The sequence below is a fragment of the Candidatus Omnitrophota bacterium genome, assembly GCA_021735655.1.
Lineage (GTDB): Bacteria > Omnitrophota > Gorgyraeia > Duberdicusellales > 4484-171 > JAHKAJ01.
In genome coordinates this window covers 1-24,396 of sequence record JAIPGM010000006.1, presented here as the reverse complement: position 1 = coordinate 24,396, position 24,396 = coordinate 1, and the positions used below count along the sequence as shown (strand labels likewise).

Genomic DNA, 24,396 nt, shown 5'->3' with positions numbered 1-24,396 from the left:
AGATGAAAATTTTATTTGTATCACCAAAAGTAGGCGCTTGGGCAACTCATGGAGAGCATTTTGCTCCTAATCAACTATATGCTCAATGGGCAGCCTATATCCGCGAACATGGCTATAATGATTTACAGGTGCTTGATTGTACAGTTTTAGGTATCGCTTTAGATCAGTTGGGAGAAAAGGTAAAAGATATTAATCCTGACTTAGTTTTACTCGGTGATATGATTCATTGTGCGGTTGGCTTTGGAGTTGTTTGGCATTTTAATCAAGCCGCCGCTAAGATAAAACAGGTTTTACCGAATGTTAAAGTTGTTGTTGGTGGTCTTTGGTATTCAGCAACTCCGATTGAAACCTTAGAAGACAATCCGGCTATTGATCATGTAGTTATGGCTGAGGAAGAAGGTTTTCTTGATTTGGTTCAAACAATTGAAGCTGGTACTTCAACTAAAGATGTAGCTGGAACAGCGTCAAGGATCGATGGCAAGCCTCAGATGGGGCCACACCGACCGTTAATGACTGATTTAGACAGTTTACCTTTGCCAGCCTATGATTTGTTTCCGATGGATAAATACGTTGGTCATACTCATTGGAAACCATTTGTTGAAATGATAACCTCTCGAGGTTGTCCTTCAGCCTGTACCTTTTGTTATGAGTGGAACCAGTACGATCCTCGCTCACCTAATGATTTTTTAACCTGGAGAGCTAAATCGCCTGAGCGGGTAATTGAGGAACTAGAGTTATTGCATCATAAGTTTGGGACTAAAGTCGTGGTAATTCAGGATGATAACTTTAATGTTGATGCTGATCGAGTGGAGAAGTTCTGTAATTTAAAGAAGGAAAAAGGAAATCCGATAAAGTGGGTTTCTTTAGGGAGAGCTATTGACTGGGTAAATTGTGAAAAGATCTTACCGTTAATGAAAGAAACTGGTCTGTTTATGGGAGTTTTTGGAATAGAGGTAACTACTCCGGAAGAGTTAAAGAAAATTGCTAAAGGGGTAACCATTGAACATATTAAAAAAACAATCGATATCTTGCGAGCTCAGGATGTAGCTGTGGTTGCGGACATTATGATTGGCTTTGATCATGACACTGAACAGATCGTTAAACAAAGACATGAGTTTACTGACACTGTTGATCCGGATATTCTTTGGGTTGGTTATGTAACACCGGCTCCGAATTCACCAATGTGGAGAATTGGCTTAAAGAAAGGGTGGTTTGATCCACGAAAGATTGATTTTCGTAAATGGGATTTTTTACATCCGGTAATACCGACTGACCATTTGACAATTGAAGATTTAGGAAGGCTTGGGGCCTGGTCGATGCGAGAGTTTTTCTCAAAACCAGGAAGAATTCAGAGAATTATGACTTCTGATTTTGACCCTTTAGCTAAGCTATGCTTTCAGGATGTTATGCAGGGCGTAGCTAAGTGGGAAGAAGGTGCAGTTAAAGGAGAAAAACATATTTGAGTATCTTGTGTGATTCTCATATTCATTTTATCCCTGAAAAGCTATCAGCTTACACAGCTTTTTATAAAGGTGTTTGGACTGATCGGGATGCGCTTTTTGCTTATCTTGATAAACATAATATAGAAAAAGCGCTTCTTTGCTATCCATCAACTGACGCTCATTTAAAATTAGAAGTTTTCGCAAGAGTTTGTGATATTTATAACTCTGCCCTTGAGGAAATCACTAAGGAAAATTCTAAAATTATTGGTGCTGGCATTGTTGATACGGAAAGTTTAGCAACAGTTGCTTTTCAGGTTGAGGAGTTAAAGCAGCGAGGTTTTGGAGCGATTAGCATTGCCTCAAGCCACAACGGTAAATTTTTGGTTAAAGAGCTTGAGCCTCTATTTGAGGCAGCTGAAAGTAACAACTTGCCTATTTTCGTGCATCCTCAGACAATCAATCCGATTGGTTTTGAAAGGGTGAAAGATCCCTTGCTTATGCCGGTATTAGAGTATAGCTTTGATGCTTCAATATTCCTTGGTTTATTGATGGTTGAAGGTATTTTAGAAAAGTATAAGTTGAATTTTATCTTTTCATCTTTAGGCGGGGTTGTACCTTTTTTAAAAGATAGATTTGATCGGGTCTATGCAATGCTTAGAAAAAGAGAAATTGTTAAAGATTTAGGAAAGTCACCGAGTGAGATTCTAAAAAATGTTTATGTTGACACTTCCGGGGGATCTTTAAAGAATATTGAACTAGCTATTGATTTGTTTGGTCAAGATAGACTTCTTTGGGGTTCGGACTATCCGGTTTGTGGAGATGTTAACAATAGTTTGAAAATGTTAGATTCGCTTGGGGGCAAGGTAAAGGAAAAAATTACCCATAAGAATTTTTTTAATATATTTGGTTAATGAAGGTCTATTGTAACGGAAACATAGTTGACAAATCCCAGGTAGCAGAAATTTTCGAGCCAGGGTTTTTATTCGGCTGGGGGCTTTTTGAGCCGTTCAGAGCCTATCGAGGAAATATTCCTTTTCTAAAAAAGCACATTACAAGATTAAACCAAGGGTTGGATTTAATCGGAATTGAAAGTGTAGGAAAGGATTGGGAAACAGAAATCAAGTCTTTGCTTAAAGAGAATGAATTAGAAGATGCTTACATTCGGATAACTGTTTATAAGAAGCGAAAAGGGGTTGGCGTATTGCTTTATGTAGATAAATTTGGCTATTATAGTTCCGAGGTTTATGAGAAGGGTTTTTCGGCAATAGTTTCTTCCCATAGGAGATGTGGTAAGGATTTGCTTTCCAAGTTAAAGAGTATAAGTTACTTAAGAAATAGGATTTCTTGGCTAGAGGCTCAACGTAAGGGCAAAGAGGAAGCCTTAGTCATAAATCCTAAGTGTTTTTTAGCTGGCGGTTCAAGAAGTAATTTATTTTTGGTTAAAGATAAAGAGGTTTTCACTCCTAGATTAGAAGATGGAGCATTCGATGGGATCACCAGAAGAGTAGTTATTGATATAGTTAAAGAACTCGGCTTAATCTTAAAAGAAAAAGAATTTAGAGTAGAGGATATTCATGCTTCTGAGGAAGCTTTTGTTACTAGCAGCCTCATGGAGGTGATGCCTTTAGTTGAGGTCGAGGATAAAAAAATAGGAAAAGGCGTCCCCGGCGAAGTCACCTTAAAGATACTTTCTGAATATAGGAAAAAACTATGAATTATTCACCTTTATTTTGGCCAATTCAGTTAAAAAAAGATACTATTTATATTCTTGATGAAACCTTACTTCCTTTTAAGGTGAAATACATAAAAGTAAAGACTTATCAAGAGGCCTGTTTGGCAATAAAAAAGATGAAAACTCGGGCCGTAGGCCAAGTTTTACTTGTTATGTATACATTTCTTTTAGTTATTAGGAAGAATAAAGGAAAAGTGAATTTAGTTTTACTAAATAAGGTTGCCAAAGCGCTTAACTCAACTCGGCCAACTCTTTCTTTTAAGTTTTTAACTGATATGGTTTTGGCCTGGGTTACTTCTGGTGTGCCGGTTGAGAAGGCTATAGTCGGCTTTTTAGAGATGCTTAAGAATAAACGCATATCTCAGGCTCAAACGGCCAGCAAGTTAGTTGAAGACAACGATGTAGTTCTGACCCACTGTAATATTAGCGGGCTTATGCCTCTAATTGGTAAATTTGCTGCCGAACAAAAGAAAAAAGTTACTTTTTTTGTTACTGAAACTCGACCATACTTACAGGGTTCAAAACTTACGGCCTGGGAATTGTCCCAAGCCGGATTCAAAGTTACAATAATTACCGATAATATGGTAGCTCAGGTAATGCAGGAGAAGAAAATCGATAAGGTTATTGTTGGGGCTGATAATTTAGCTCAAAATGGCGATATTGCTAATAAGGTTGGAACTTATCAGATTGCTATTTTAGCTAAGCATTTTAAGGTTCCTTTTTATGTTATTTGCCCTCCGGCCTCAAGGGCTAAAACTGGTAAAGATATAAAAATAGAGAGAAGACCAGATAAGGAGTTGTTGGAGTTAGCTGGGGTACCGATCGCACCCAAAGGGGTTCGGGGTTATTATCCGGCCTTTGATGTTACACCGAATAAATTAATCACTAAACATATTCATTTAGAGGTTAAAAAATGAACGATCAGGAGAAAGTTTTAAAAGCTGAGATTATTAAAGTTGGCAAAAAACTTTATGAAAAAGATTTAGCCGTTGCTAAATCGGGGAATATAAGTTGTCGTCTAGATAAAGAAAATATTTTAATTACAGCAACTCAGACTTCACTCGGTGAATTAGGCGATGATGATATTGTTAAGGTTAATTTAGCCAGTCAAAGGACTGAAAGCGACAGAACCCCGACTTCAGAGCTTTCTTTGCACAGTTTGGTTTATAAAAATTCTGATCAAAAGGTAGTTATTCATTGTCATCCACCCTTAATCAATGGTTATTTTGCAGTCAGCTCAAAACTAAAAGCTTTAACTTTTGAAACCAAGTTTTATTTAGGGGAAGTTCCGGTTATCGAACAAGACACTCCGACTGTCACCAAGCCGGAAAAGGTAATTGAAGCTCTAAAGACTAACAATTTAGTAGTTTTGAAAAATCACGGAGCAGTGGCAATCGGTGATAATTTTTCTGATGCTTTAAGTTTAGTTGAGGCTTTAGAGGAGGCGGTAAGAACTACGGCTGTAGCTAGATTATTTAAGAAGGACATTCTAGATGATTTAGATAAGTCTTTGAAAGATACACTTACTAAAAATGAAATAAGTTACCCAATGTTTTCTAAAGAGCATATTCAGGCGATAGTCGATTTGGTGAATAAGGATGAATTTATCGCTCAAAAAGGAAAGGAGTTAGGTTTAACCGTGCAGTTAGCTATTAAGCTTAACCAAGATGATAGTGCTTATAGATTTACCTTCAAAGAGGGTAAAGTTACTAGTTTAGATGCAAGCTGTGATGCTCCTTTTGTGATTTCGGCTGAGTCTGATGTTTGGCAACAGGTATTTTTGGGAAAATTAGATTCATTCGTAGCAGTTACTCAAGGAAAGATGAAGCTAGAAGGGCAACTTGGCCAGTTGAGTAAATGGTATGTGCCGTTTACCCGTTTATTTCAATTATTTAAAGAGGTTAAGTTTAGATGATACCAAATTATCCTTTATTTATTAATGGTGAGTTTAAAGAGTCAGCCACAAAAGAAACTATAGTCAATCCAGCTAATCGAGAACCAATAGCTACAGTTAGCCTGGCTGATGCTTCTGATGTTGAGCTAGCAATAAGCTCGGCTCGGATTGCCTTCGATCAAGGTCCTTGGGCTAAGCTTTCACTACTTGAGCGTAAAAGTTTTATTTTAAAGATAGCACAAGGTATTCTCAACAGAGCAGCTGAGTTAGCTCAGCTAGAAACACAAAATAATGGGAAACCAATCAAAGAGTCAACTTTTATGGATATACCTTCCAGTGCTCAAACTTTTGATTATTTTGCCAATAATTTAGAGAAGTTTCTAGAAGCTGAGACGGTAGATATCCAATCTCAAATTGCCCAAGCAAAGAGCGAGCTGATTCGTCAACCGCGAGGCGTGGTGGTGTTGATTGTTCCCTGGAACTACCCGTTAATAATCGCTTCTTGGAAGTTAGCTCAAAGTCTAGCTGCCGGTAATACAGTTATTCTAAAACCATCGAGCCTTACGCCTTTAACTGCTTTAGAGTTAGGTAAGATAGTTCAAGAGGCGGGATTACCCAAGGGAGTGGTTAATATTTTAGCCGGAAAGGGAGAGACCGTTGGCAAGGCGCTTTGTTCTGATAAGCGAGTTGATATGATATCTTTTACTGGTTCAAATTTAGTTGGTAAAAAAATTATTGAGTATACCTCAAGCAGTGTAAAAAAGCTAGTCATGGAGCTGGGCGGTAAATCAGCTAGTTTAGTTTTAGCTGATTGTGACTTAGAGGCAGCAGTCAATGGTTCATTGTGTTCGATATTTTTAAATCAGGGCCAGATGTGCACAGCAATGTCGAGAATTTTAATTGAAGATAAAGTTTATGATAAATTTGTTGATGATTTTATAATTAAAGCTAAAGCTATTAAATTAGGCGATGGTTTAGATTTTGAGACTCAAATTGGGCCATTGATTTCAGAGAGTCAAAGAAAAGGGGTAATTAGTTTTATTGAAGAGGCTAAGAAACAAGGGGCTAAGGTGTTATGTGGTGGAAAGATTCCTGATAATTCTAGTTTAGAAAAGGGATTTTTCTTTGAGCCGACAGTGATTGCTGAAGTGAGCCCTGAGATGTCTATTTTTCAGAAGGAAGTTTTCGGGCCGGTGGTTTGCGTAGTTAAGTTTTCTTCGCTAAGGGAGGCTGTTGAGTTAGCTAATAATTCAGAATTTGCTTTGGCAGCTTGTATTTGGACAAAAGATGAATCAAAAGCTAAGAGTCTAGCCGAAGAACTTAACGCCGGGACAGTATGGGTTAATACTTATGGTATGTTTTTTAATCAGCTTCCTTATGGAGGATTTAAACAAAGTGGTTTCGGTAAAGAACTGGGGAGAGAAGGATTTTTAGAGTATACTCAGCTTAAAAATATTCTGATTGATAAAGCCAAAGACGCAAAGCCTTTGGTTAATTATTGGTACGGTTCTTAGAGTTTTCGTTGTCTTTATCTTCTGCTTGTGTTAGGCAGGATTCACTTTCCACTCATTATCAACCCATAACCCAATTATTTCTATTTCAGGATACTTGTTTTTAAGGTATTGGACAGATTCTTTTATTTGTTTTCTTTGTGTTTTTCCATTTTGGGGATTTTTTGCACAATCGTGATGTCCAGAGATAGCAATAAGTTTTGAATCGTGTTTGTGCGTCGATATTTTAATTCTTTCTGCGATTGAATTAATTGACGCGTTATCTTTATTCTCAGAAAGTATTTTGCAGGGGCCTAGTTCAGTCACGGTGTCAATATAAGCTACATTATATTTTTCTTTTAAATATTTTATTATTGGTTCTTGTATTCTTCCATCCATACAATGAATTGATGTGCAAAATTTCATTTTTTACTCCAATTTTATTATTTTCCTATATCTAAAATTTTAATTTAACGTAGTGATTAATCATAGCGTCTTTTTATGTAAACTATATTTCCATAGCGATGCGGAGAGTTCTCATGATCAGCACATCGGGAGCTAAATACTTTTTGTAATATTTCCAATTATTGTTCATTATTTTCAGCCTAAGATCTCTATTTTCAATTAATTTTATAGTTTCTTGAAGGCATGACTCAGGTTTATCAAACTCTAAGTAATTAATATTTTTAGAAAAACCACCAGGAACTAAATAGTTTAATTTTTCAGAAACAATAGCTTTGGACAAGGCTACATATTCGCCTAATTTCCAGCCGATTGAGCCGGATAAACCAGTAGTAGCTATGCATATTGGATATTGCCGAAGCAAGGGAATATAGTTTTTTTGAAGCCAGGAATGATCATTTTTTAGCAGTATATCTTTGAAGTTGCTAACGGCATATCGATCAGGCCGAAAACCGCCATAAAAACGCTTGCCAAGATTTTTTCTTAGTAAGCGGATTACTTGAGCTCTTGTTTCATTGATCTGTATACGCTCTTCTTTGCTTTTAGCTGATAACCCGGGCGGGTTTTTATCTGGGTTCCAGGCGTGGGTACTAAAGATTACCCGCGGTTCCTGATTCTTATTTGGCGCTGAGCTCATTTTTGATGGAGTAGGCTTATAGGACAGGCCGCAATGTCTGCCAAAATGTCTAGCTACATAACCAACAGATTTAAATTGTTTGAGTAATCTTATCAAATCGTAACGATCCGGTTTACCGGTATACAATTTATAATGTAACCCTAAAGGAAATACTTTAGATTTATAATTTTCGGGGATAGCTGATGCTAAATAGCTTCTTTTAAAGTAGGCGTCAACTATATTTAAGGCTTGGCTATCTAATCTGGGATCGTCTTTGGTATCATAAAATATTAATTTTTCTTCATTTATCATTACAAATAGGCCTTTAAATTTGTTTGGTTTCACGATACTTATTGGCTTTTTGTTTTGATAACGATAGTTATTTAATTTCTGAACCAGATTGATTTCTCGATTCTTAGCCAGAATTGAAAAACCAGTATATAACTGGCTTAGGAAGGGTGAACTGCCGTAAGCAAAAATTTTACAATTTAGCGGCTTTTTCATTTTTTTACACAATATAAAAGCTATTACAGGCTTTCAATATTCTTTAATAAATTCTTTTGACACTGGTCATAGGCCATTTTAGCTTTATTTAGTAAAGCCGGAGGAATAGAGATGTCTTTATATTCTGATATTTTTTTTAATTATCTTACCCTTAGTTATATTGTTTAAGGGGTCCCCCATTCCCCGAACTCCAGTTTTCTTAAATAGCAAGTAATGTGAGTTTAACCTTTTTGATAGGCCCAGCCAAGTAGATAAATAGCTAAGGACATGGTCCGTATCCTGAATGATTTTATCGGACTCGATGAATAAACCATTTTGAGGCCTTATTTTAGATGAATAATAGATAAGGTTCTCTAAACGAGAGCAATAATAATTTGTTATCCATTGGTAATTTTTATAGCCTTGATTTCCTAGACAATTACCCATATTAATTATACTTTTTATTGTATCTTCGGGTTTTCTTAGTAAAAAAATTATTTTTAAGTTTTCTTTTAGGCATATTTTTTCAGAGATTTGCAATCGGTTCCAAAGTATTTTATCTAAAGCGAATTTGATGTTTTTATTATCAAGCTGGACCCTGAGGCGTAAAATGATAAGATCTAGCCAGTTTAGGTATGATTTGTGAAGTTCAAAATAACCGCCAATCTCAGGATTGCTTCCTAAGATGTGTGCGAGTAAAGTTGAGCGACTACGCATATGGCTTAAAATGAATATGTAGCCCCTGTTGTCTAAGATGATTTGAGGATTTTTAGCCAGGCGAAGTATTATTTTTAAAATTTGATACACGATTTTAACTTTTTTATTTTACATTTTTGGTAATTGCAAATGTATAGTATTATTATACTTTTAAATGTAGATAAATTCAAGACCAGAAAGTATCGTTTGAAAAGATCCTGATTATAGAATACAATAAGAAAGCTATGAAGGACGTAAAAAATTACACCTTAAAAGACCTGAAAGAATTGTTGCAAAAGCAGGGGTTTTCTAATTTTTCTGCCCAGCAGGTTTTTGATTGGATATATAGGAAGAATGTTGAAAGTTTTGATTCGATGAGTAATCTTTCTAAGGAGATAAGAGGATTTTTAAAGGAAAATTTTTGCTTTTCAAAAGTTAAGTTATCGAAACAAGAGGTCTCGGTCGATGGCACTAAGAAATTCTTATTTACCTTGGAAGACGAGAGCTCCATCGAAACGGTAGTAATTCCCAAAAAAGACAGAAACACTTTATGTTTATCTACTCAGGTAGGTTGTAAGTTTAATTGTTCTTTTTGTTTGAGTGGGCAAAGTGGGTTTAAGCGCAATTTAAAAGTGTCGGAAATTATAAACCAATATTTAGAAGCAGGCAAACTCATAGCTCCCGAAAGCATAACTAATATTGTTTTTATGGGAATCGGAGAGCCTTTGGATAACTTTGTAAATTTGATTAAGTCAATCCAAGTGCTTACGGAAACCAAAGGAATTAATTTCTCAAAAAGAAGAATTTCTATTTCAACTTGCGGTCTTATTCCGGAAATAGAAAAGCTGATTGATTTAAAACTGGGAGTTAAGCTTTCGATATCTTTGCATAGTGTAGACAGCAAGAAACGCACTAAACTGATGCCGATTAATAGAAGATATCCTTTAGAAGAGTTAATCAAGGCGGCTAGAAGTTTTAGTCGCAAGGAAAAGCACTTAATTACTTTTGAATATGCCTTGCTCAGGGGGTATAATACAAGCAAACAAGATGCCCAAGCTTTAGCTAGAATTTTAAGAGGCATGCGTTATAAGGTAAACCTTATTTCACTTAACTGCTTAGATGCGGGGTATAAATCTCCGGATCAAGCCGAATTAGATAGTTTTAGAAAAGAGCTTAAAAGGGCTGGAGTATTCTTTACTTTAAGAGAGTCACGCGGCTCAGATATCAATGCTGCCTGTGGCCAATTGCGGGCTTCAGGCTTGAATAAGTAGGATAATCATGGAGAGAAAACCAAAATCATTTAAGCGTTTCTTGGTTTTTGTGGCTGTTCTTTTAGTTATCATTATTATTGGAGTAACATTTTCAATTGATGAAGCTAAAATTAACTCGTTATTTGATAAATTCCCAATAGGTTATGCTGCTTTAATATTTGTTTTACTTTACACCTTAGGCACTTTTGCTTTATGGACTCTCAAGGAGCCGCTTAAGGTAGTCGGTGCGATTCTTTTTGGAGCTTATATTAGTACCGGCTTAATATATATTGCTGAACTAATTAATGGAATAGTCTTTTTTAAACTAAGTCGTCTGCTTGGCCGAGATTTTGTTGAACGTAAAGTCGGTGGAGGCTTTAAACGGTTTTATGAAAGCCTAGAAGGTGCACGTTTGGCAAAGGTAATGTTTTTGAGAGCTAACCCTTTGATTCCTTATCGGGTTTTCGATGTTGGCTTAGGTCTAAGCAGAATTTCTTGGCGTAAGTTTTTGTTGGCTATTATCGTTGCTTCTGGGCCGCGGATATTCTGGCTTCAGTTTCCTTTAGCAGCAATGCGTGGATTTTCAGTAGAGAAGATGCTAATTTACTTTGAACAAAATATGGCAATTGCTGTGGCTATGATGCTTTATATAATTATAGTTTCATTAGTTCCGTTTTTTATAAAACAAAAAGGGATAAAGCAATAATGAAAGATATTATTTCCAAACTACCTCAAGAATTTCTACATAAGCTAAAGAAGATCTACCCTAAAGATTACGAGAGGGTTGCTGATACCTTTCTTAATAAGTCTGAACCGGCGTTTAGGATAAATTATCTAAAAACCGATTTAATTACTTTAAGGAAAGCTTTATTTGATCAAAGAGTAAAGTTTAAAGAGTTAGATTACCCTCAAGGGGCATTCATTCTAAAGACACCTTTGCGTAATTTTCAAAATACCGAGATTTATAAGCAGGGGTTAGTTTTTGTTCAGAACTTATCGAGTATGATTCCGGTGTTGGTTCTTGATCCTCAGAATGGAGAGAAAATTCTTGATTTGTGCGCTGCCCCGGGAGTAAAGACCACTCAGATTGTTTCTTTGGCCCCGGAAGCTGATCTTTTGGCAATTGAAAAGATCCGTACCCGTTATTATAAACTTTTGGCTAATTTAAAGTCTCAAGGTGTTGAAACAGTTAAGACTCTTATTTTAGATAGTGTTTGGGTAAGGAAAAAATTTCCCGAAGAGTTTGATCGAATCCTGGCTGATGTACCTTGTTCAAGCGAGGGGCGGTTCTTAGTTTCTAACCCTAAGTCTTATCAATATTGGAAACAACATAAAGTTAAAGAGATGGTTCACAAACAAAAGAAACTTCTTCATTCGGCTTTTTTTGCTTTGAAAGAGGGAGGAACCCTTGTCTATTCTACTTGTACTTTTTCACCGGAAGAGAATGAAGGGGTTATTGATTGGTTTGTAAATAAATTTAAGGAAAGAGTAGAGTTGGTGCAGTTTAAAATACCTTTAACTAATGCAAGGGAAGGGTTGCTTCGTTGGAAGGATAAAAGGTTTTCCGAGAGTTTGCGATTAACTAGAAGAATTATTCCTAACGAAACAATGGAAGGTTTTTTTATTGCTAAGTTAAATAAGATTTCAGTATAGTTTTATAGATAAAAAAAAGGGTATACTTTATCAGTATACCCTTTTTTATTATACAAAACCTATTTATGCAAGAAGAGACTTTAGATCTTTTGATGCGCGAAAAGCAACTTTTTTCTTTGCAGGAATCTGGATTGTTTCACCAGTTTTAGGGTTTCTTCCCATTCTGGCTTTTGTTTGTTTTACTTTAAATGTTCCAAAACCAGAAATAGCTACATCTTCTTTTTTCTTTAAGCTGCTTTTAATTGAATCCCAAACTGCTTCTATGATTTCTTGAGCCTGCTTTTTGGTAGCAGTTTGTCCGGCGATTACATCAACCAACTGTGCCTTGTTCATCTGAACACCCCCTTAGATTTAAAAAAGTTAATATTTTCAACTACTTTTACTATTTTATAGCTCAAGGGCTTATTGTCAAGAAATTTAAATATAAATTTTTTATTGTAAAATGGGCTTTAATGCTTATAATCGACTAAGATGATTATCACTATTGTTGAATTTGAGGCGATTAAAAAGGCTAAACCAGGTGATGAGTTTCAGCTTAAAGTTGACTTTGGCCAGCGAGAAGTTAAGGTTAAGCGAGAGGTTCACCAGGCAGTAATTGAGGGTGGAATCACTTTGGACTTAAGCCAGAAACTTAAAGCAAAGTTTTGCTATTTACTAGAAGCTCAAGAGGTTACAAAAGTATCTTTTTTTTCTGAAGAAACCAATAGGTTCTACAAGTTGTTACCTACTGGTGATTGGCCAACAGTTACTATTGGCTCAGTTCCGATGCATCGGTTACTTTCAGCTAAAAAAGATACTGAGGCTAAGATTGAGGCCCTTAGGCCCTCGGGAATTGTCCTTGATACTTGTATGGGCTTAGGTTATACAGCTATTCTGGCTTCTAAGCGGGCTCATAAAATAATTACTTTTGAGAAAGATGATTCGGTATTTGAGCTAGCTCAGCTTAATCCGGTGTCTCAAGAGCTTTTTTCGTCTCCGAAGATCACAATTCGCAGAGGTGACGTAAGTTTAGAGATTGGTAAGGAGCCAAGTGCCTATTTTGATTGCATTATTCATGATCCACCTACTTTTAAATTAGCCGGTGAGCTCTATTCGGGACATTTCTACTCGGAGCTTTTTCGAACTCTGCGCCAGGGAGGAAGATTATTCCATTACACACCGCGTTACAAGGTAAGGCAAGGTTTTGATTTTCCGGCATCAGTCAAAAAAAGACTTAAAAAGGCAGGGTTCAAAGTTCTTAAATATTTTGATTCAGCTGGTGGGTTTATCTGCAAAAGACAGTAAGTCCGAATTTTGCATATATTTAAAGGACTTTTTAGCTTCAGTTTGAGGTCAAAAAAGGGTAAAATTTTCATAGATTTTTGATTGGGCCAGTGGTATAATTTTACCCTGTCAGTTAAGCTTATACGGTAAAATATGGAAATGGTTATAAACAGAGAAAAACAAGAATTGCGGCAAAAATTACTAGGACAACTTTTGTCTCTTACGAAAGAAGAGGTAAAAAGGAGGAGCAAAGATGTTGAAGATAAATTATCAAGTTTGGGTGAATACAAACAAGCAAAAAACATTATGGTCTATTACCCTTTAAAGGGTGAGGTAGATATTTTAGAGATGGTTAGGAAGGATATTAAAAGTAAAAAATTTCTGTTTCCGGTAATGGATACAAAGGCAAAAAAATTGCAGGCTTATGAGGTGGAAAATTTAAATGATCAGTTTGTTGTTGGCCCTTATGGAGTTAGGGAGCCAGACACAGAGAAGACTCAAAAGTTTGATATTGAAAAAATAGATATGGTTATTGTTCCTGGTCTTAGCTTTGATTGCAATTGCAACAGGTTAGGCCGCGGAGCCGGTTTTTACGACCGCTTTTTGCAAAGGTTAACCCCATCTACCAAGAAAGTTGGCATTGCCTTTGATTTTCAAATTTCCCAAGACCTTCCTACCTATCTTCCTTTAGATCAGAAAGTCGACATCGTCGTTACTGAAAGTAGTATCATTTAAATCACAAACTGGGTGTAGATCTCAAAAATAATTTATTAGAAGAGATCTTGTATTATTTAGGGAAATAAATCTGCACCAATCCCTGCTGGTTTACTTAGGCCCGGCGGGTTTAAATAAAGGAGGCAACATGTTTACACTTTACATTGCAATTAGTGGTGTCACTGGCGCAATTATCGGATGGTGGTTAGGCGAAGTTATTCAAAAGAATAAAGTTAATAAATCTAAAGAAGATGCTGAAAAGATAGTTAAAGAAGCTAAGTTTAGAGCCGAGGAGATTGTTCGTAAGGCAGATCTTGATGCAAAGGAATTACTTTATAAGTTAAGGATAGACTTTGAAAAGCAGAATTCTTCCAAGAAGAGTGAGCTGGTACAACTTGAAAAACGGCTTCTTCAAAGAGAGGAGAATTTAGAAAAACGGCTTGATTTTATTGAGAGTAAATCTAATGAGTTAACTAAGCAAGAGGAAAATTTAAAACAAGCGGCTTATGAAGCAGATAAAAAAAATCAAGCTTTGAATCAATTAATCGAGGAGGAAAAAGAGAAGCTTAAAAGTATATCTTCTTTAACTCCCCAGGAAGCCCGCGAGCTTTTGTTGAGGCGCTATGAAGAAGAGTTGCGTGGCGAAAAAGCAAAAATGATTCGTGAAATGGAAGAGGCTGTTAAGGAGGAGTCAGATCAGAAAGCCAAAGAAATTATCTCTCAGGCTATCCAACGTTGCGCCGTCGAGCATACAACTGAGACTACAGTGAGTGTAGTCTCATTACCTAACGATGAGATTAAGGGAAGAATAATCGGAAGAGAAGGGCGCAATATTCGGATGTTTGAGATGGCCACGGGAGTAGATTTAATCATTGACGATACTCCTGAGGCAGTTAGTGTTTCTGGGTTTGATCCTATTCGTCGGGAAATCGCCCGAACAGCTTTAGAAAAATTAGTTCAGGATGGAAGAATCCATCCGGCCCGGATCGAAGAAGTTGTTGAGAAGACTAAACAGGAGTTTGATAAACGCCTGATGGAAGAAGGAAAAACCGCAGCCTTTGATGTTGGAATTCACAACTTGCATCCGGAATTGATAAAACTTCTTGGTAAGCTAAAATATCGTACTAGCTTTGGCCAAAATGCTCTTCAGCATTCAAAAGAAGTTGCAATTATTATGGGTATTTTAGCTTCTGAGCTCGAACTTGATTCGCGAATTGCTAAGCGGGCTGGTTTATTACATGATATCGGCAAGGCTATCGATCATCAAGTAGAAGGAACGCATGCTGAAATTGGAGCTGACCTATTAAAGAAATATGGCGAACATGAGTTTGTTATTAACGCCGCCGAGTCTCATCATGAAGATGTTGATTTTATATCTTTGTATTCTCTTCTCGCCCTTGTTGCTGATGCAATTTCAGCTTCCCGACCGGGAGCCCGTCGAGAAACCTTAGAAACTTATATTAAACGACTCAGGCAGATAGAGACAATCGCTAATTCTTTTGAAGGGGTAGATAAGAGCTTTGCTATTCAGGCTGGACGTGAGATTCGGGTAATTGTCCAGCCGAATAAAGTTAAGGATAATGAAATTGCTATTATGGCTCATGAGGTAAAAAAGAAACTAGAGCAAGAAATGGATTATCCTGGCAATATCAAGATTACCGTAATTAGAGAAACCAGAGCCGTTGATTATGCTAAATAGGTCCAGGTTTTAAGTCTAAAGGAGTGGGAATAAAAAAATGAAGATATTGTTTATTGGTGATATTGTTGGAAAGCCAGCCAGGATCTATCTTAATGATTTTCTTCCTTCTTTAAGGAAGGAACTCAGCTTAGATTTTATTATTGCTAATGGTGAAAATTCAGCCGGCGGTTCAAGTATCACACTTGATACAGCCAAAGATCTTTTTAGCTCAGGTATCGATTTGGTTACTAGTGGTGATCATATTTTTAAAAAGAAAGAGGCAAGAGATGTTTTGGCGAATAGCGATACCTTAAGACCATTAAACTATGGAGAAACCGCTCCCGGTAGAGGCTATTTGATTAAGGAGGTCGCTGGCAGTAAGATAGCAGTAGTTAACCTCTTAGGGAGAGTCTTTATGCAGCCGGCGGATTGTCCGTTTAAGGCAATTCAGGCGGTCTTAGAAGAGATTCGCAGTCAAGCTAAGATAATTGTTGTTGATATGCATGCTGAGGCAACAAGTGAGAAATTAGCTATGGGCTATTTTCTTGCTCAGAAGGTAACGGCAGTTATTGGTACGCATACTCATATACCCACTGCTGATGAAAGGATTATTGATGACTTCACGGCCTATATTACTGATTGTGGTATGACTGGAAGTTTTGATTCTGTTTTGGGGCGCCAGAAAGGTCAGATTGTTGAGCGGTTTGTTACCAATCTACCGATACGTTTTGATTTAGCCCAAGATGATGTGCGCATACAGGGGGTTTTGTTTGAGGCTGATCCAGAAACCGGCAAAGCTCTTTCAATAAAGAGGGTTGAGTATAAAAAAGATGTGAGGTGAAAAATAATGAGTTGGCAAAATACAGAAAAAAGACGTTTTCCTCGAGCTAATCTTCCTTGTAAAATAATTGTCCATACTCCAAAAGAGAGTGTCATCGCGACTATAACTGAAAATATCGGCGCCGGAGGAGTTCGAGTTATTATTGATGAAGCTATTGAGGTTTCTTCGATGGTTGGTTTGGAAATTGAAGTAAATAGTAGCGTAGTGAGCTGCAAGGGCAGGGTAACTTGGATGGTGCCTAGGCGAGACTTAGAGTCTTCTGAATCTTTAGGATATGATACTGGAATAGAGTTTTATCAAATTAGTCAAAAAGACCAAGAATTAATTAAAAAACTAGTCGAAGCAATTATTTCTAAAGAACAATGATTTTGAATAGGGTGAATTCCAGTCAAGATTTAAAAAAGCTAACCATTGAGGAGCTGAAACTTTTAAGTCAGGAAATAAGGGATTTAATTGTTAGGGTAGTTTCTCAGAAAGGTGGGCATCTAGCCTCATCTTTAGGAGCAGTTGAGCTATGCTTGGCTTTGCATTATTGTTTTGATACACCGCAAGATTCGATTATTTTTGATGTAGGGCATCAAGCCTATGCTCATAAAATAATTACTGGTCGCAAAAAAAGTTTTTCTACTTTGAGAGAATATAAAGGTATAAGCGGTTTTCCTAATTATCAGGAGTCAGCTTATGACTTATATATTTCTGGCCATGCTTCTACGGCAATATCTTGGGCTCAAGGACTAGCTGAGGCTAAGCGACTTGAAAAAGATAAGACAAAAACCATAGCCGTAGTCGGCGACGGTTCGTTAACTGGAGGGATGTGTTTTGAGGCGTTGAATTCTTGTGGTCATTCTCAGAATGATGTTTTAGTAGTTGTTAATCATAATGAGATGAGCATTTCACCTTCGGTGGGAGCATTGAGTGCACATCTTACCAAGATAATTTCAGCACCGATTTATAACCGGATAAAAAATGAATTGGAATCTTTTTTAGAACATTTTTCTTTAATCAAAGGGCTAGTAAAAAGAGCCCGTAAATTTGAAGAAAGCGTAAAGGGTTTAGTTGTTCCAGGAATATTTTTTGAAGAGTTAGGTTTTCGTTATTTTGGTCCGATTGATGGACATAATTTAGAAGCTTTAGTTCCTACTTTGATTAACGTTGCGACTCTTAGTGGTCCGAGAGTCTTGCATGTCATAACTAAAAAAGGTAAGGGTTATGTCCATGCTGAAGAGAATCCTGAATATTTCCATGGAACATCAGGCTTTGATGTTGAAACCGGTCAGTCGGATAGACCAGTCAAAGAGACCTTTAGTGATATTTTTGCTAAAAAACTTATTATTTTAGCTGAGAAAGATCCTAAGATAGTGGCGATAACTGCTGCTATGCCAAAAGGAACCGGGCTTGATTTATTTGGTAAGAAATTTCCTGGTAGGTTGTTCGATGTTGGCATTGCTGAGTCTCATGCTGTTGGTTTTGCTTCTGGCCTTGCCAAGCGGGGTCTTAAACCGGTTGTTGCTATTTATTCTACGTTTTTGCAGCGGGCCTATGATCAAATTATTCACGATGTAGCTTTGCAAAATTTGGGCGTAATTTTCGCTATTGATCGTTCCGGAGTAGTAGGAGAAGATGGCCCTACTCATCACGGCGTTTTTGATATTGGGTATTTACGGGCCATTCCAAACATGGTTTGCTTGGCACCTAAAGATGGCGAAGAGTTTCAGAATATGCTAGAATTTGCCACGAGTCTTAAAAAACCAGTGAGTATACGCTATCCACGCGAAGCAGCCTACTCTTTAGACAAAAAACAGGCCATTGAAATTGGTAAATCAGAGCTTATCAGGGCCGGAGAAGATGTTTGTTTAATTGCACTTGGTTCAATGGTTAGAGTAGCTGTAGAATGTTCCGATTTGTTGGCTAAGGAGGGGATTAAGCTTACAGTAGTAAATGCTCGTTTTATAAAACCTCTTGATGAGGACCTATTAAAACAACTAGTCTTGAATCATGATTTAATTATTACCATTGAAGAAGGAAATTTAGCCGGTGGTTTTGGTAGTGCTGTTATCGAATTATATGAGTCCTATGATTTACTTAAAAAAACTAAATTGATTAGGGTTGGATTCCCTGATGAATTTATACCGGCAGCTAAAAGAAAAGATTTGCTAAACATGTATGGTTTAGATGCCGAAAGTCTTAGTGGTAAAATAAGAAAAGCATTGGAAACAAGATCAGTAAAAAAATGAGTAAGCTGTATACCAGCCGTAAAAAAAACAGTAATCAAAAAATATCCCGGCCGGTTTCTTGCCGAATAATCGTAGATAAGGATAGGTGCAAGGCCTGCGAGCTTTGCATTTTTTATTGTCCGACCAAATACCTTAAGCAGTCTTTAGATTTAAATAAAAAAGGGGTTAAGTATATTGAAATAAATCCAAAAACTAATTGCATTGGTTGTGGATTTTGTTTTTTTATTTGTCCGGAAACCTGTATTGAAGTTCATGAAGAATAGTCGACAACAAAAGAGAAGATTAATGACTGGCAATGAAGCTATGGCCGAGGCTGCAGTTAAGGCCGGTTGCGATTTTTATGCTGGTTATCCAATAACTCCTCAGAATGAAATCATTGCTTATATGGCTAAGGCGATGAAGCAGTGTGGTCGAGCCTTTATTCAGGCCGAGAGTGAACTGGCAGCAATAAATATGGTTTTTGGTGCATCCAGCACTGGCCGACGGTCAATGACTAGTTCATCTAGCCCGGGAATATCTTTAAAGCAGGAAGGAATTTCTTATTTGGCTGGCGCCGAGCTCCCAGCAGTAATTATTAATGTGATGCGGGGTGGACCGGGCTTAGGCAATATCGCTCCTTCGCAGGCAGATTATTTTCAGACTACTCGCGGTGGCGGTCATGGTGATTATTTTACTCCGGCCCTTTCTCCTTGGAGCGTTGAAGAGGCTGGTGAGCTTACTGTCTTAGCCTTTGATTTAGCTGATTACTATAGAAATCCGGTTTTAGTTTTGGCTGATGCGGTTATTGGTCAGATGATGGAACCAGTTAGCTTAAAATTTAAAAAAGTATTTAAGAAAAACTTGCCCAAAAAAGACTGGGCTTTAGGTTGTTTAAAGAAAAAATCTCCTAAAGTAGTAAAGTCGTTCTTTTTGAAAGAAGGTTTGCTTGAGTTACATAATCTGAAATTAGAGAAAAAATGGGAGCAAATTAAAAAAAGCGAACAAAGATTCTCTACTTACAAGGTTAAAGATGCTGAAATTTTAATCGTTGCCTATGGGTCACAGGCTCGCATGGCTAAAGAAGCCGTGGATATTTTAAGAAAGCAAAACATAAACTCGGGTCTTTTCAGGCCAATAAGTTTATGGCCTTATCCTGAAAAGGGTTTACGAAAGACTGCTGAAAAGTTAAAGAGGTTAGTGGTTGTAGAACAGTCTTTGGGCCAAATGGTAGACGACGTACGTTTGGCTTTGCCTGAGAAGGAAGTTTATTTTTTAGGAAAAACTGGCGGCGGGGTTCCGTCTACCTTAGATATTGTTAAATTCGTAAAGAAACAGATATGAAGAAAAAATTCAGTCGACCACAAAGCTTAAAAGACGTCAGCACGCATTATTGTTCTGGATGCGGTCATGGAATTTTACACCGGTTAGTAGCTGAAGTTGTTGATGAGTTGGGTTTGAGAGATAAAATTATTGGAGTTGCTCCGGTGGGTTGTGCAGTAGTTGCTTATGACTATTGGGATTTTGATGTTTCCGAGGCTGCTCACGGAAGAGCTTTAGCTGTTGCAACCGGTATAAAGCGTTGCTTGCCGAAAAACGTAGTTTTTACTTATCAAGGTGATGGAGATTTAGCTTCTATTGGTTTGGCTGAAACTGTCCATGCTGCCAATAGAGGAGAGAACTTAACTTGTATCTTTGTGAATAATGCTTGCTATGGTATGACCGGAGGCCAAATGGCTCCGACCACTGTCGTTGGGCAAAGAACAGCTACTACTCCTTGGGGAAGAGATCCTGGAAGTGGTGAAGGTTGGCCCTTACATCTAAGCGAAATGCTTAAAGATCTTAACGGGGTAACTTATATTGTTCGTAGCTCAGTTAGTAGTCCTAAACAGGTAGTTAAGACTCGTCAGTATATAAAGAAAGCCTTTATGAATCAAATTTCCAGAAAGGGTTTTTCTTTAGTTGAAGTTTTAAGTAGTTGTCCGACAATTTGGCAGAAGTCAGCGTTGGAATCGGTAAAATGGATTGAAGAAGAAATGGTAAAAGAATTTCCCTTAGGAGTTATTAAAGAATAGTGAAGACAGATATTTTAATTTCAGGATTTGGCGGTCAAGGCTTAATGAGCTTGGGTAAGATTTTAGCTAGAGCTGCTACCTGTGAAGGCAAGCATACTATTTTTTTTCCTTCTTACGGAGCAGAGATGCGGGGTGGAACCGCTCACTGTTTAGTAAAAATTTCTGATTTATCGATAGCCTCTCCTTTTATGGATAGCCCTGACGTTGCGATTATCTTTAACCAGCCTTCATTGGATAAATTTAGAAGTGAATTCAGGCAAAACAGTTTAGTTATTTTAAATTCCGACTTGATTCCCAAAATAAACTTAAAAACAGGTATAAAGACAATAGCTTTACCTTTAAATGAAATGGCCTTGGAGTGTGGGAATATAAAGGTAGCTAACATTATAGTTTTGGGGGTTTTAAGCGCTTTGAAGCCAAAGCTTCTAGCGAGAAAAACAATAATTTCTATTTTGGAAGAAACCTTTAGCAAAAAGGGTAGTTTTGAAGTTAACCTTAAAGCTTTTAAGCTGGGCGAAAGGTTTAATAAGCCATGAAAGTTATTCAAACAATAGTTAGATTTTTAAAAGTCCCAATTTTATTCATTTTTTTTTCTTATCTGGTTCTATGTGCTTGTTATAATTTAGGTGGTGCTGATTATTTTTTCCACACCAAGGTTGGCGAATATATTACTATCAGCAAAGTTATCCCTAAGACGGATATATTTTCTTTTACTATGAATGGTAAGGGTTGGGTTGATCACGAATGGTTGTATCAAGCCTTAATTTATCGCTTTCATGATTCTTTTGGTTTACAAGGATTTTTTATTCTAAGAATAGTGCTTTTTTCCTTGATATTTTTTCTTTTAACGGTGATGGTTCTGAAGGCTAATTGGGTATTTGGGTTTCCTTTGCTGGTTTATGGGCTGCAGTTAGCTTTGAGGCGTTTTACCTTGCGACCGGACAACTTCAGTCTTCTTTTTATGATCATATTTTTGTTGCCTTTTGTTTTTAAGAAAAAGTGGTTGCTTTGGCTGTTGCCTTTTGTCCAGTTGATTTGGGTTAATGTTCACGGCTTTTTCTTTTTGGGTCCTTTGATTTTGATTCTTTATTTAATTCTAAGTAAGTTCAATAAAGTTTCCGAAGATAAAGATTTTTACAAAATGGCCAAGGTGGTCTTTTTCGGTAGTATTTTTGCTTGTCTTTTTACTCCTCAGCCGCTAGCTGTGATTGGTTATCCGTTAACAGTTATCAAGGGTATGATTACTGGCCAACAAGCTCTATTTTATAAATATATACAGGAGTTGGAAAGCCCCTTACGTAATATTCATGCTCAACCGCAGTTTTTTATTTTTATTATTTTTGCTATATTGTGCCTTTGCTTTTTAAGCAGCTTGAATTGGTTTTATTTGGGCCTCGGCGTCTTAATGCTTATATTTTCTATAAACTCGCTACGGAATATGTATTTTTTTATTCCGGTGGCAATAGCAATATTTGTTGATCGTTATCCAGTGATTAAGGAGACTGTTTTAAGAACAATTTTGCATAAAAAGGGTTTACTTTTGCTGGAGGTTTTATTTGTAGTTTATTCAGTCAATCTTTCTATTCCGATGGCCAAGAAAGTTATACAGTTTCCTAAATTAGGCAGAGCCCATATCACTAGAGATGGTAAGATCAATAAGCGGAGCATATTTTTCTCTCGAGACTTATCGGTGTATCCGAAGGATATGATTGATTTTATGAAGAGTCGTGAGTTGCCCGAGAGGATGTTTAATAGTTTTAATCTCGGGGCAGCAATGATATTTAATTTTTTCCCGCAACGGCAAGTTTTCATTGACGGAAGGGCAGAGTTCTACGGTCATCAGTTTTTTTCTCGATATCGTGAAATAGTTATGGCCAATGAGAAAGTCTTTGATGAAATTGTAGAGAAATATCAAATAGAAGGGTTTGCCTTGACTTATTTTCGTGACTCACCACCTCCGTTAATCAAGCTGTTAAGAGATCGAGGATATCAATGTATTTATTTTGGTCAAAAGGGGATAATTTTTGTTTCAGTTGATTTTTTTAAGAAAAATCCTAAGCTTAAGCAAGATCAAGTTAACTTTGCTTCCTTAGAGTTAAAAAAGCTAGATCTTTTGAATGAGGTTAGGTTTGAAAAAATTTCCCTGAAAGGTTATTTTAATATGGCTAATATTTTACATAGCTTAGGTCACAATCAAAAGAGCCGAGAATATTTAGAAGAGATTCTAAGGGTTTCACCGGGTGACTCTGATAGTTATTATCTTCTTTCACAAATGGCCTACCAAGAGGATGATTATCAGAAAGCCTTTATTCATTGTCGAAAGAGCCTATTGTTTCACCCTACCGATAAAGCCCATAGGCTTTTAGCGAAAATTTACTTAAAGTTGGGTAATATTGATGGAGCCAAAAGAATAGCCGAGAGTTTAAAGATAAGTTTAGATAGCTTAGGAGGAGACCTTGATGGTTAACAATAAACCAATTTTGAGAGCCAGGTTTGCCCCTTCGCCGACTGGATATTTGCATATCGGTGGGGCCAGGACTTGTCTTTTCAGTTGGCTTTATGCTCGTAAAAATAAAGGTGAGTTTATCCTGCGGATTGAAGATACCGATCAGGAACGTTCCAAAAAAGAGTATTTAGATGAAATTTTAGAAAGTATTGAATGGTTAGGAATGGATTGGGACCAAATATATCAGCAGTCTCAAAGATTTGATATTTACCGAGAGTATGCTCAAAAGCTTATTAACGAAGGTAAGGCTTATAAAAAAGACGGTGCCGTATTTTTTAAATATGATTTTCAGAATATTGAGATAAATGATTTAATTAGAGGTAATATTGTCTTTACTGAGTTGCCTAAGCCTGAGGAAGTGATAATTAAAAGTGACAGTTCGCCAACTTACAATTTTAGTTGCGTGGTTGATGATGCACTTATGAAAATAAATTGTGTGATTCGTGGCGAGGACCATATATCTAATACTCCTAAGCAAATTTTAATGTATAAAGCTTTAGATTTTGAGATTCCTCAGTTTGCCCATTTGCCTTTAATCCTTTCTCCTGGTGGCGGCAGAATGTCTAAGAGGTTTGGGGCTACATCAATAAGGGAGTATCGGCAAGCCGGATATTTGTCTGAGAGTTTGGTAAATTATCTTTTACTTTTAGGTTGGTCTCCTGGTGAAAATAAAGAAATTATTATGTTGGCCGAAGCTCAAGAGTTATTCGATTTAAAGAAGGTAAATAAAACTGGTGCGGTTTTCTCTTTGGATAAGCTAAACTGGCTTAACGGAGACTATATTCGAAGAAAAGACCCAAAAGTTTTTACTGATCTTATGAAAAGCTATTTAGAAGAGGCTAAAGTTTTGCCTTTAGAAGTAAGTAGGGAATATTTAGAGAAGGTGGCTGGCCTTTTTAGGGAGAGAACGGTTACTTTATCGGAGTTGGTTGGTAAAACACGTTTTTGTTTTTCTGAAGACTTTAACTATGATCAAAAAGGAGAAAAAATTCTCGAAACTGATTCATCGAAAGAGGTATCTTTTTTGTTAGATAAGTTAAGGCCGATGGTTGATTTTCAAAAAGAAGCTATTGAACAGATTTTTCGGTCAGCAGCCGAAAGTTTGAATTTAAAACTGCGCCTGTTGGTCCAGCCAGTAAGGGTGGCTTTAATCGGCAGGAAAGATGGTCCGGGATTATTTGAGGTAATTGAACTCATTGGTAAAGATCGAGTGATAAAACGCCTAGAAAGGCTATTAAAATATTGGAAAGATAAAAAGGAGATGATACGATAATTGTTCAATGATAGTTGGTGAAAACTCTGGATTATCAGTAGAATAAATAGATAGTCACAGAGTAGATAGGTTATAGGTTGTATTGTTTTTCTGGGGCTTAATTGACCCCGTAAAGGAG

25 protein-coding genes are annotated in these 24,396 nt (G+C 37.0%); 21 read left to right on the top strand and 4 right to left on the bottom strand.

The window, feature by feature from the left end:
* Nucleotides 1-2: 2 nt before the first annotated feature.
* The 6 genes from K9L86_05625 to K9L86_05600 are packed head-to-tail and all read left to right on the top strand — an operon-like array spanning nt 3 to nt 6,582.
* Entirely contained in the window at nt 3-1,463 is a 1,461-nt protein-coding gene (locus K9L86_05625; protein ID MCF7908330.1) for a B12-binding domain-containing radical SAM protein, read from the top strand.
* Nucleotides 1,460-2,353, top strand: coding sequence for an amidohydrolase (locus K9L86_05620; protein MCF7908329.1), 894 nt, complete (start codon nt 1,460-1,462; stop codon nt 2,351-2,353). The genes K9L86_05625 and K9L86_05620 overlap by 4 nt, the downstream gene beginning before the upstream one ends.
* Nucleotides 2,353-3,156 carry an aminotransferase class IV gene (locus K9L86_05615; protein ID MCF7908328.1) on the top strand — a complete coding sequence of 268 codons (804 nt, stop codon included), beginning with the start codon at nt 2,353-2,355 and terminating at the stop codon, nt 3,154-3,156. The genes K9L86_05620 and K9L86_05615 overlap by 1 nt, the downstream gene beginning before the upstream one ends.
* Entirely contained in the window at nt 3,153-4,091 is a 939-nt protein-coding gene (locus K9L86_05610) for an S-methyl-5-thioribose-1-phosphate isomerase (GenBank protein ID MCF7908327.1), read from the top strand. The genes K9L86_05615 and K9L86_05610 overlap by 4 nt, the downstream gene beginning before the upstream one ends.
* Nucleotides 4,088-5,089, top strand: coding sequence for a class II aldolase/adducin family protein (locus K9L86_05605; GenBank protein ID MCF7908326.1), 1,002 nt, complete (start codon nt 4,088-4,090; stop codon nt 5,087-5,089). Before K9L86_05610 ends, K9L86_05605 begins: the two co-directional genes overlap by 4 nt.
* Nucleotides 5,086-6,582: an aldehyde dehydrogenase family protein gene (locus K9L86_05600; GenBank protein MCF7908325.1), complete on the top strand. Its 1,497-nt coding sequence runs from the start codon at nt 5,086-5,088 to the stop codon at nt 6,580-6,582. The genes K9L86_05605 and K9L86_05600 overlap by 4 nt, the downstream gene beginning before the upstream one ends.
* Nucleotides 6,583-6,612: 30 nt before the next feature.
* On the opposite strand, the gene K9L86_05595 is transcribed toward K9L86_05600, so the two are convergent.
* From K9L86_05595 to K9L86_05585, 3 genes are all read right to left on the bottom strand, one after another.
* The gene (locus K9L86_05595; protein ID MCF7908324.1) at nt 6,613-6,984 is read right to left on the bottom strand and encodes a hypothetical protein; all 372 of its coding nucleotides are present in this window, start codon (nt 6,982-6,984) and stop codon (nt 6,613-6,615) included.
* An 82-nt stretch (nt 6,985-7,066) separates the two neighbouring features.
* Nucleotides 7,067-8,140, bottom strand: a complete 1,074-nt coding sequence (locus tag K9L86_05590) for a hypothetical protein (GenBank protein ID MCF7908323.1) — start codon at nt 8,138-8,140, stop codon at nt 7,067-7,069.
* Nucleotides 8,141-8,257: 117 nt separating this feature from the next.
* Complete coding sequence (locus K9L86_05585; protein MCF7908322.1) at nt 8,258-8,926, bottom strand: hypothetical protein; 669 nt, start codon at nt 8,924-8,926, stop codon at nt 8,258-8,260.
* 134 nt (nt 8,927-9,060) lie between these two features.
* Between K9L86_05585 and rlmN the strand changes: the two genes are divergently transcribed.
* From rlmN to K9L86_05570, 3 genes are read left to right on the top strand one after another with little or no spacing between them, the layout of a single operon-like run.
* Nucleotides 9,061-10,086 carry a 23S rRNA (adenine(2503)-C(2))-methyltransferase RlmN gene (gene rlmN, locus K9L86_05580; protein MCF7908321.1) on the top strand — a complete coding sequence of 342 codons (1,026 nt, stop codon included), beginning with the start codon at nt 9,061-9,063 and terminating at the stop codon, nt 10,084-10,086.
* A gap of 7 nt (nt 10,087-10,093) precedes the next feature.
* On the top strand, nt 10,094-10,771 hold the full coding sequence (locus K9L86_05575) for a VTT domain-containing protein (protein MCF7908320.1): 678 nt from the start codon (nt 10,094-10,096) through the stop codon (nt 10,769-10,771).
* The gene (locus K9L86_05570) at nt 10,771-11,718 is read left to right on the top strand and encodes an RsmB/NOP family class I SAM-dependent RNA methyltransferase (GenBank protein MCF7908319.1); all 948 of its coding nucleotides are present in this window, start codon (nt 10,771-10,773) and stop codon (nt 11,716-11,718) included. Before K9L86_05575 ends, K9L86_05570 begins: the two co-directional genes overlap by 1 nt.
* A 63-nt stretch (nt 11,719-11,781) precedes the next feature.
* On the opposite strand, the gene K9L86_05565 is transcribed toward K9L86_05570, so the two are convergent.
* Nucleotides 11,782-12,051 (bottom strand): HU family DNA-binding protein, encoded by a 270-nt coding sequence (locus K9L86_05565; protein ID MCF7908318.1) that lies wholly within the window; start codon nt 12,049-12,051, stop codon nt 11,782-11,784.
* 138 nt (nt 12,052-12,189) lie between these two features.
* Between K9L86_05565 and K9L86_05560 the strand changes: the two genes are divergently transcribed.
* The 12 genes from K9L86_05560 (at nt 12,190) to gltX (ending at nt 24,278) form a co-directional block, all read left to right on the top strand.
* Nucleotides 12,190-13,002 (top strand): hypothetical protein, encoded by an 813-nt coding sequence (locus K9L86_05560; GenBank protein MCF7908317.1) that lies wholly within the window; start codon nt 12,190-12,192, stop codon nt 13,000-13,002.
* Between the two features lie 138 nt (nt 13,003-13,140).
* A complete protein-coding gene (locus K9L86_05555; protein MCF7908316.1) occupies nt 13,141-13,716 on the top strand; it encodes a 5-formyltetrahydrofolate cyclo-ligase in 576 nt (191 codons plus the stop codon).
* Between the two features lie 127 nt (nt 13,717-13,843).
* Nucleotides 13,844-15,394, top strand: coding sequence for a ribonuclease Y (gene rny / locus K9L86_05550; GenBank protein MCF7908315.1), 1,551 nt, complete (start codon nt 13,844-13,846; stop codon nt 15,392-15,394).
* Between the two features lie 37 nt (nt 15,395-15,431).
* A complete protein-coding gene (locus K9L86_05545) occupies nt 15,432-16,214 on the top strand; it encodes a TIGR00282 family metallophosphoesterase (GenBank protein MCF7908314.1) in 783 nt (260 codons plus the stop codon).
* A gap of 6 nt (nt 16,215-16,220) precedes the next feature.
* Nucleotides 16,221-16,580, top strand: coding sequence for a PilZ domain-containing protein (locus tag K9L86_05540; GenBank protein MCF7908313.1), 360 nt, complete (start codon nt 16,221-16,223; stop codon nt 16,578-16,580).
* The gene (gene dxs / locus K9L86_05535) at nt 16,580-18,448 is read left to right on the top strand and encodes a 1-deoxy-D-xylulose-5-phosphate synthase (GenBank protein ID MCF7908312.1); all 1,869 of its coding nucleotides are present in this window, start codon (nt 16,580-16,582) and stop codon (nt 18,446-18,448) included. Before K9L86_05540 ends, dxs begins: the two co-directional genes overlap by 1 nt.
* The gene (locus K9L86_05530; GenBank protein MCF7908311.1) at nt 18,445-18,711 is read left to right on the top strand and encodes a 4Fe-4S binding protein; all 267 of its coding nucleotides are present in this window, start codon (nt 18,445-18,447) and stop codon (nt 18,709-18,711) included. Before dxs ends, K9L86_05530 begins: the two co-directional genes overlap by 4 nt.
* Nucleotides 18,701-19,768: a 3-methyl-2-oxobutanoate dehydrogenase subunit VorB gene (gene vorB / locus K9L86_05525; GenBank protein ID MCF7908310.1), complete on the top strand. Its 1,068-nt coding sequence runs from the start codon at nt 18,701-18,703 to the stop codon at nt 19,766-19,768. The genes K9L86_05530 and vorB overlap by 11 nt, the downstream gene beginning before the upstream one ends.
* On the top strand, nt 19,765-20,499 hold the full coding sequence (locus K9L86_05520; protein MCF7908309.1) for a 2-oxoglutarate oxidoreductase: 735 nt from the start codon (nt 19,765-19,767) through the stop codon (nt 20,497-20,499). Before vorB ends, K9L86_05520 begins: the two co-directional genes overlap by 4 nt.
* Entirely contained in the window at nt 20,499-21,035 is a 537-nt protein-coding gene (locus tag K9L86_05515; GenBank protein MCF7908308.1) for a 2-oxoacid:acceptor oxidoreductase family protein, read from the top strand. Before K9L86_05520 ends, K9L86_05515 begins: the two co-directional genes overlap by 1 nt.
* Nucleotides 21,032-22,966, top strand: coding sequence for a hypothetical protein (locus tag K9L86_05510; GenBank protein MCF7908307.1), 1,935 nt, complete (start codon nt 21,032-21,034; stop codon nt 22,964-22,966). The genes K9L86_05515 and K9L86_05510 overlap by 4 nt, the downstream gene beginning before the upstream one ends.
* Nucleotides 22,959-24,278 carry a glutamate--tRNA ligase gene (gltX, locus tag K9L86_05505; GenBank protein MCF7908306.1) on the top strand — a complete coding sequence of 440 codons (1,320 nt, stop codon included), beginning with the start codon at nt 22,959-22,961 and terminating at the stop codon, nt 24,276-24,278. The genes K9L86_05510 and gltX overlap by 8 nt, the downstream gene beginning before the upstream one ends.
* The last annotated feature ends 118 nt before the right edge of the window (nt 24,279-24,396 follow it).

Coding starts and splice junctions, on each gene's coding strand:
- K9L86_05540 (MCF7908313.1), top strand. CDS start 16,221: ATGAGTTGGCAAAATACAGAAAAAAGACGTTTTCCTCGAGCTAATCTT.
- K9L86_05560 (MCF7908317.1), top strand. CDS start 12,190: ATGATTATCACTATTGTTGAATTTGAGGCGATTAAAAAGGCTAAACCA.
- rlmN (MCF7908321.1), top strand. CDS start 9,061: ATGAAGGACGTAAAAAATTACACCTTAAAAGACCTGAAAGAATTGTTG.
- K9L86_05520 (MCF7908309.1), top strand. CDS start 19,765: ATGAAGAAAAAATTCAGTCGACCACAAAGCTTAAAAGACGTCAGCACG.
- K9L86_05510 (MCF7908307.1), top strand. CDS start 21,032: ATGAAAGTTATTCAAACAATAGTTAGATTTTTAAAAGTCCCAATTTTA.
- K9L86_05605 (MCF7908326.1), top strand. CDS start 4,088: ATGAACGATCAGGAGAAAGTTTTAAAAGCTGAGATTATTAAAGTTGGC.
- K9L86_05545 (MCF7908314.1), top strand. CDS start 15,432: ATGAAGATATTGTTTATTGGTGATATTGTTGGAAAGCCAGCCAGGATC.
- K9L86_05615 (MCF7908328.1), top strand. CDS start 2,353: ATGAAGGTCTATTGTAACGGAAACATAGTTGACAAATCCCAGGTAGCA.
- K9L86_05555 (MCF7908316.1), top strand. CDS start 13,141: ATGGTTATAAACAGAGAAAAACAAGAATTGCGGCAAAAATTACTAGGA.
- K9L86_05570 (MCF7908319.1), top strand. CDS start 10,771: ATGAAAGATATTATTTCCAAACTACCTCAAGAATTTCTACATAAGCTA.
- K9L86_05600 (MCF7908325.1), top strand. CDS start 5,086: ATGATACCAAATTATCCTTTATTTATTAATGGTGAGTTTAAAGAGTCA.
- K9L86_05575 (MCF7908320.1), top strand. CDS start 10,094: ATGGAGAGAAAACCAAAATCATTTAAGCGTTTCTTGGTTTTTGTGGCT.
- K9L86_05610 (MCF7908327.1), top strand. CDS start 3,153: ATGAATTATTCACCTTTATTTTGGCCAATTCAGTTAAAAAAAGATACT.
- K9L86_05595 (MCF7908324.1), bottom strand. CDS start 6,984: ATGAAATTTTGCACATCAATTCATTGTATGGATGGAAGAATACAAGAA.
- gltX (MCF7908306.1), top strand. CDS start 22,959: ATGGTTAACAATAAACCAATTTTGAGAGCCAGGTTTGCCCCTTCGCCG.
- K9L86_05530 (MCF7908311.1), top strand. CDS start 18,445: ATGAGTAAGCTGTATACCAGCCGTAAAAAAAACAGTAATCAAAAAATA.
- K9L86_05590 (MCF7908323.1), bottom strand. CDS start 8,140: ATGAAAAAGCCGCTAAATTGTAAAATTTTTGCTTACGGCAGTTCACCC.
- K9L86_05565 (MCF7908318.1), bottom strand. CDS start 12,051: ATGAACAAGGCACAGTTGGTTGATGTAATCGCCGGACAAACTGCTACC.
- K9L86_05625 (MCF7908330.1), top strand. CDS start 3: ATGAAAATTTTATTTGTATCACCAAAAGTAGGCGCTTGGGCAACTCAT.
- rny (MCF7908315.1), top strand. CDS start 13,844: ATGTTTACACTTTACATTGCAATTAGTGGTGTCACTGGCGCAATTATC.
- vorB (MCF7908310.1), top strand. CDS start 18,701: ATGAAGAATAGTCGACAACAAAAGAGAAGATTAATGACTGGCAATGAA.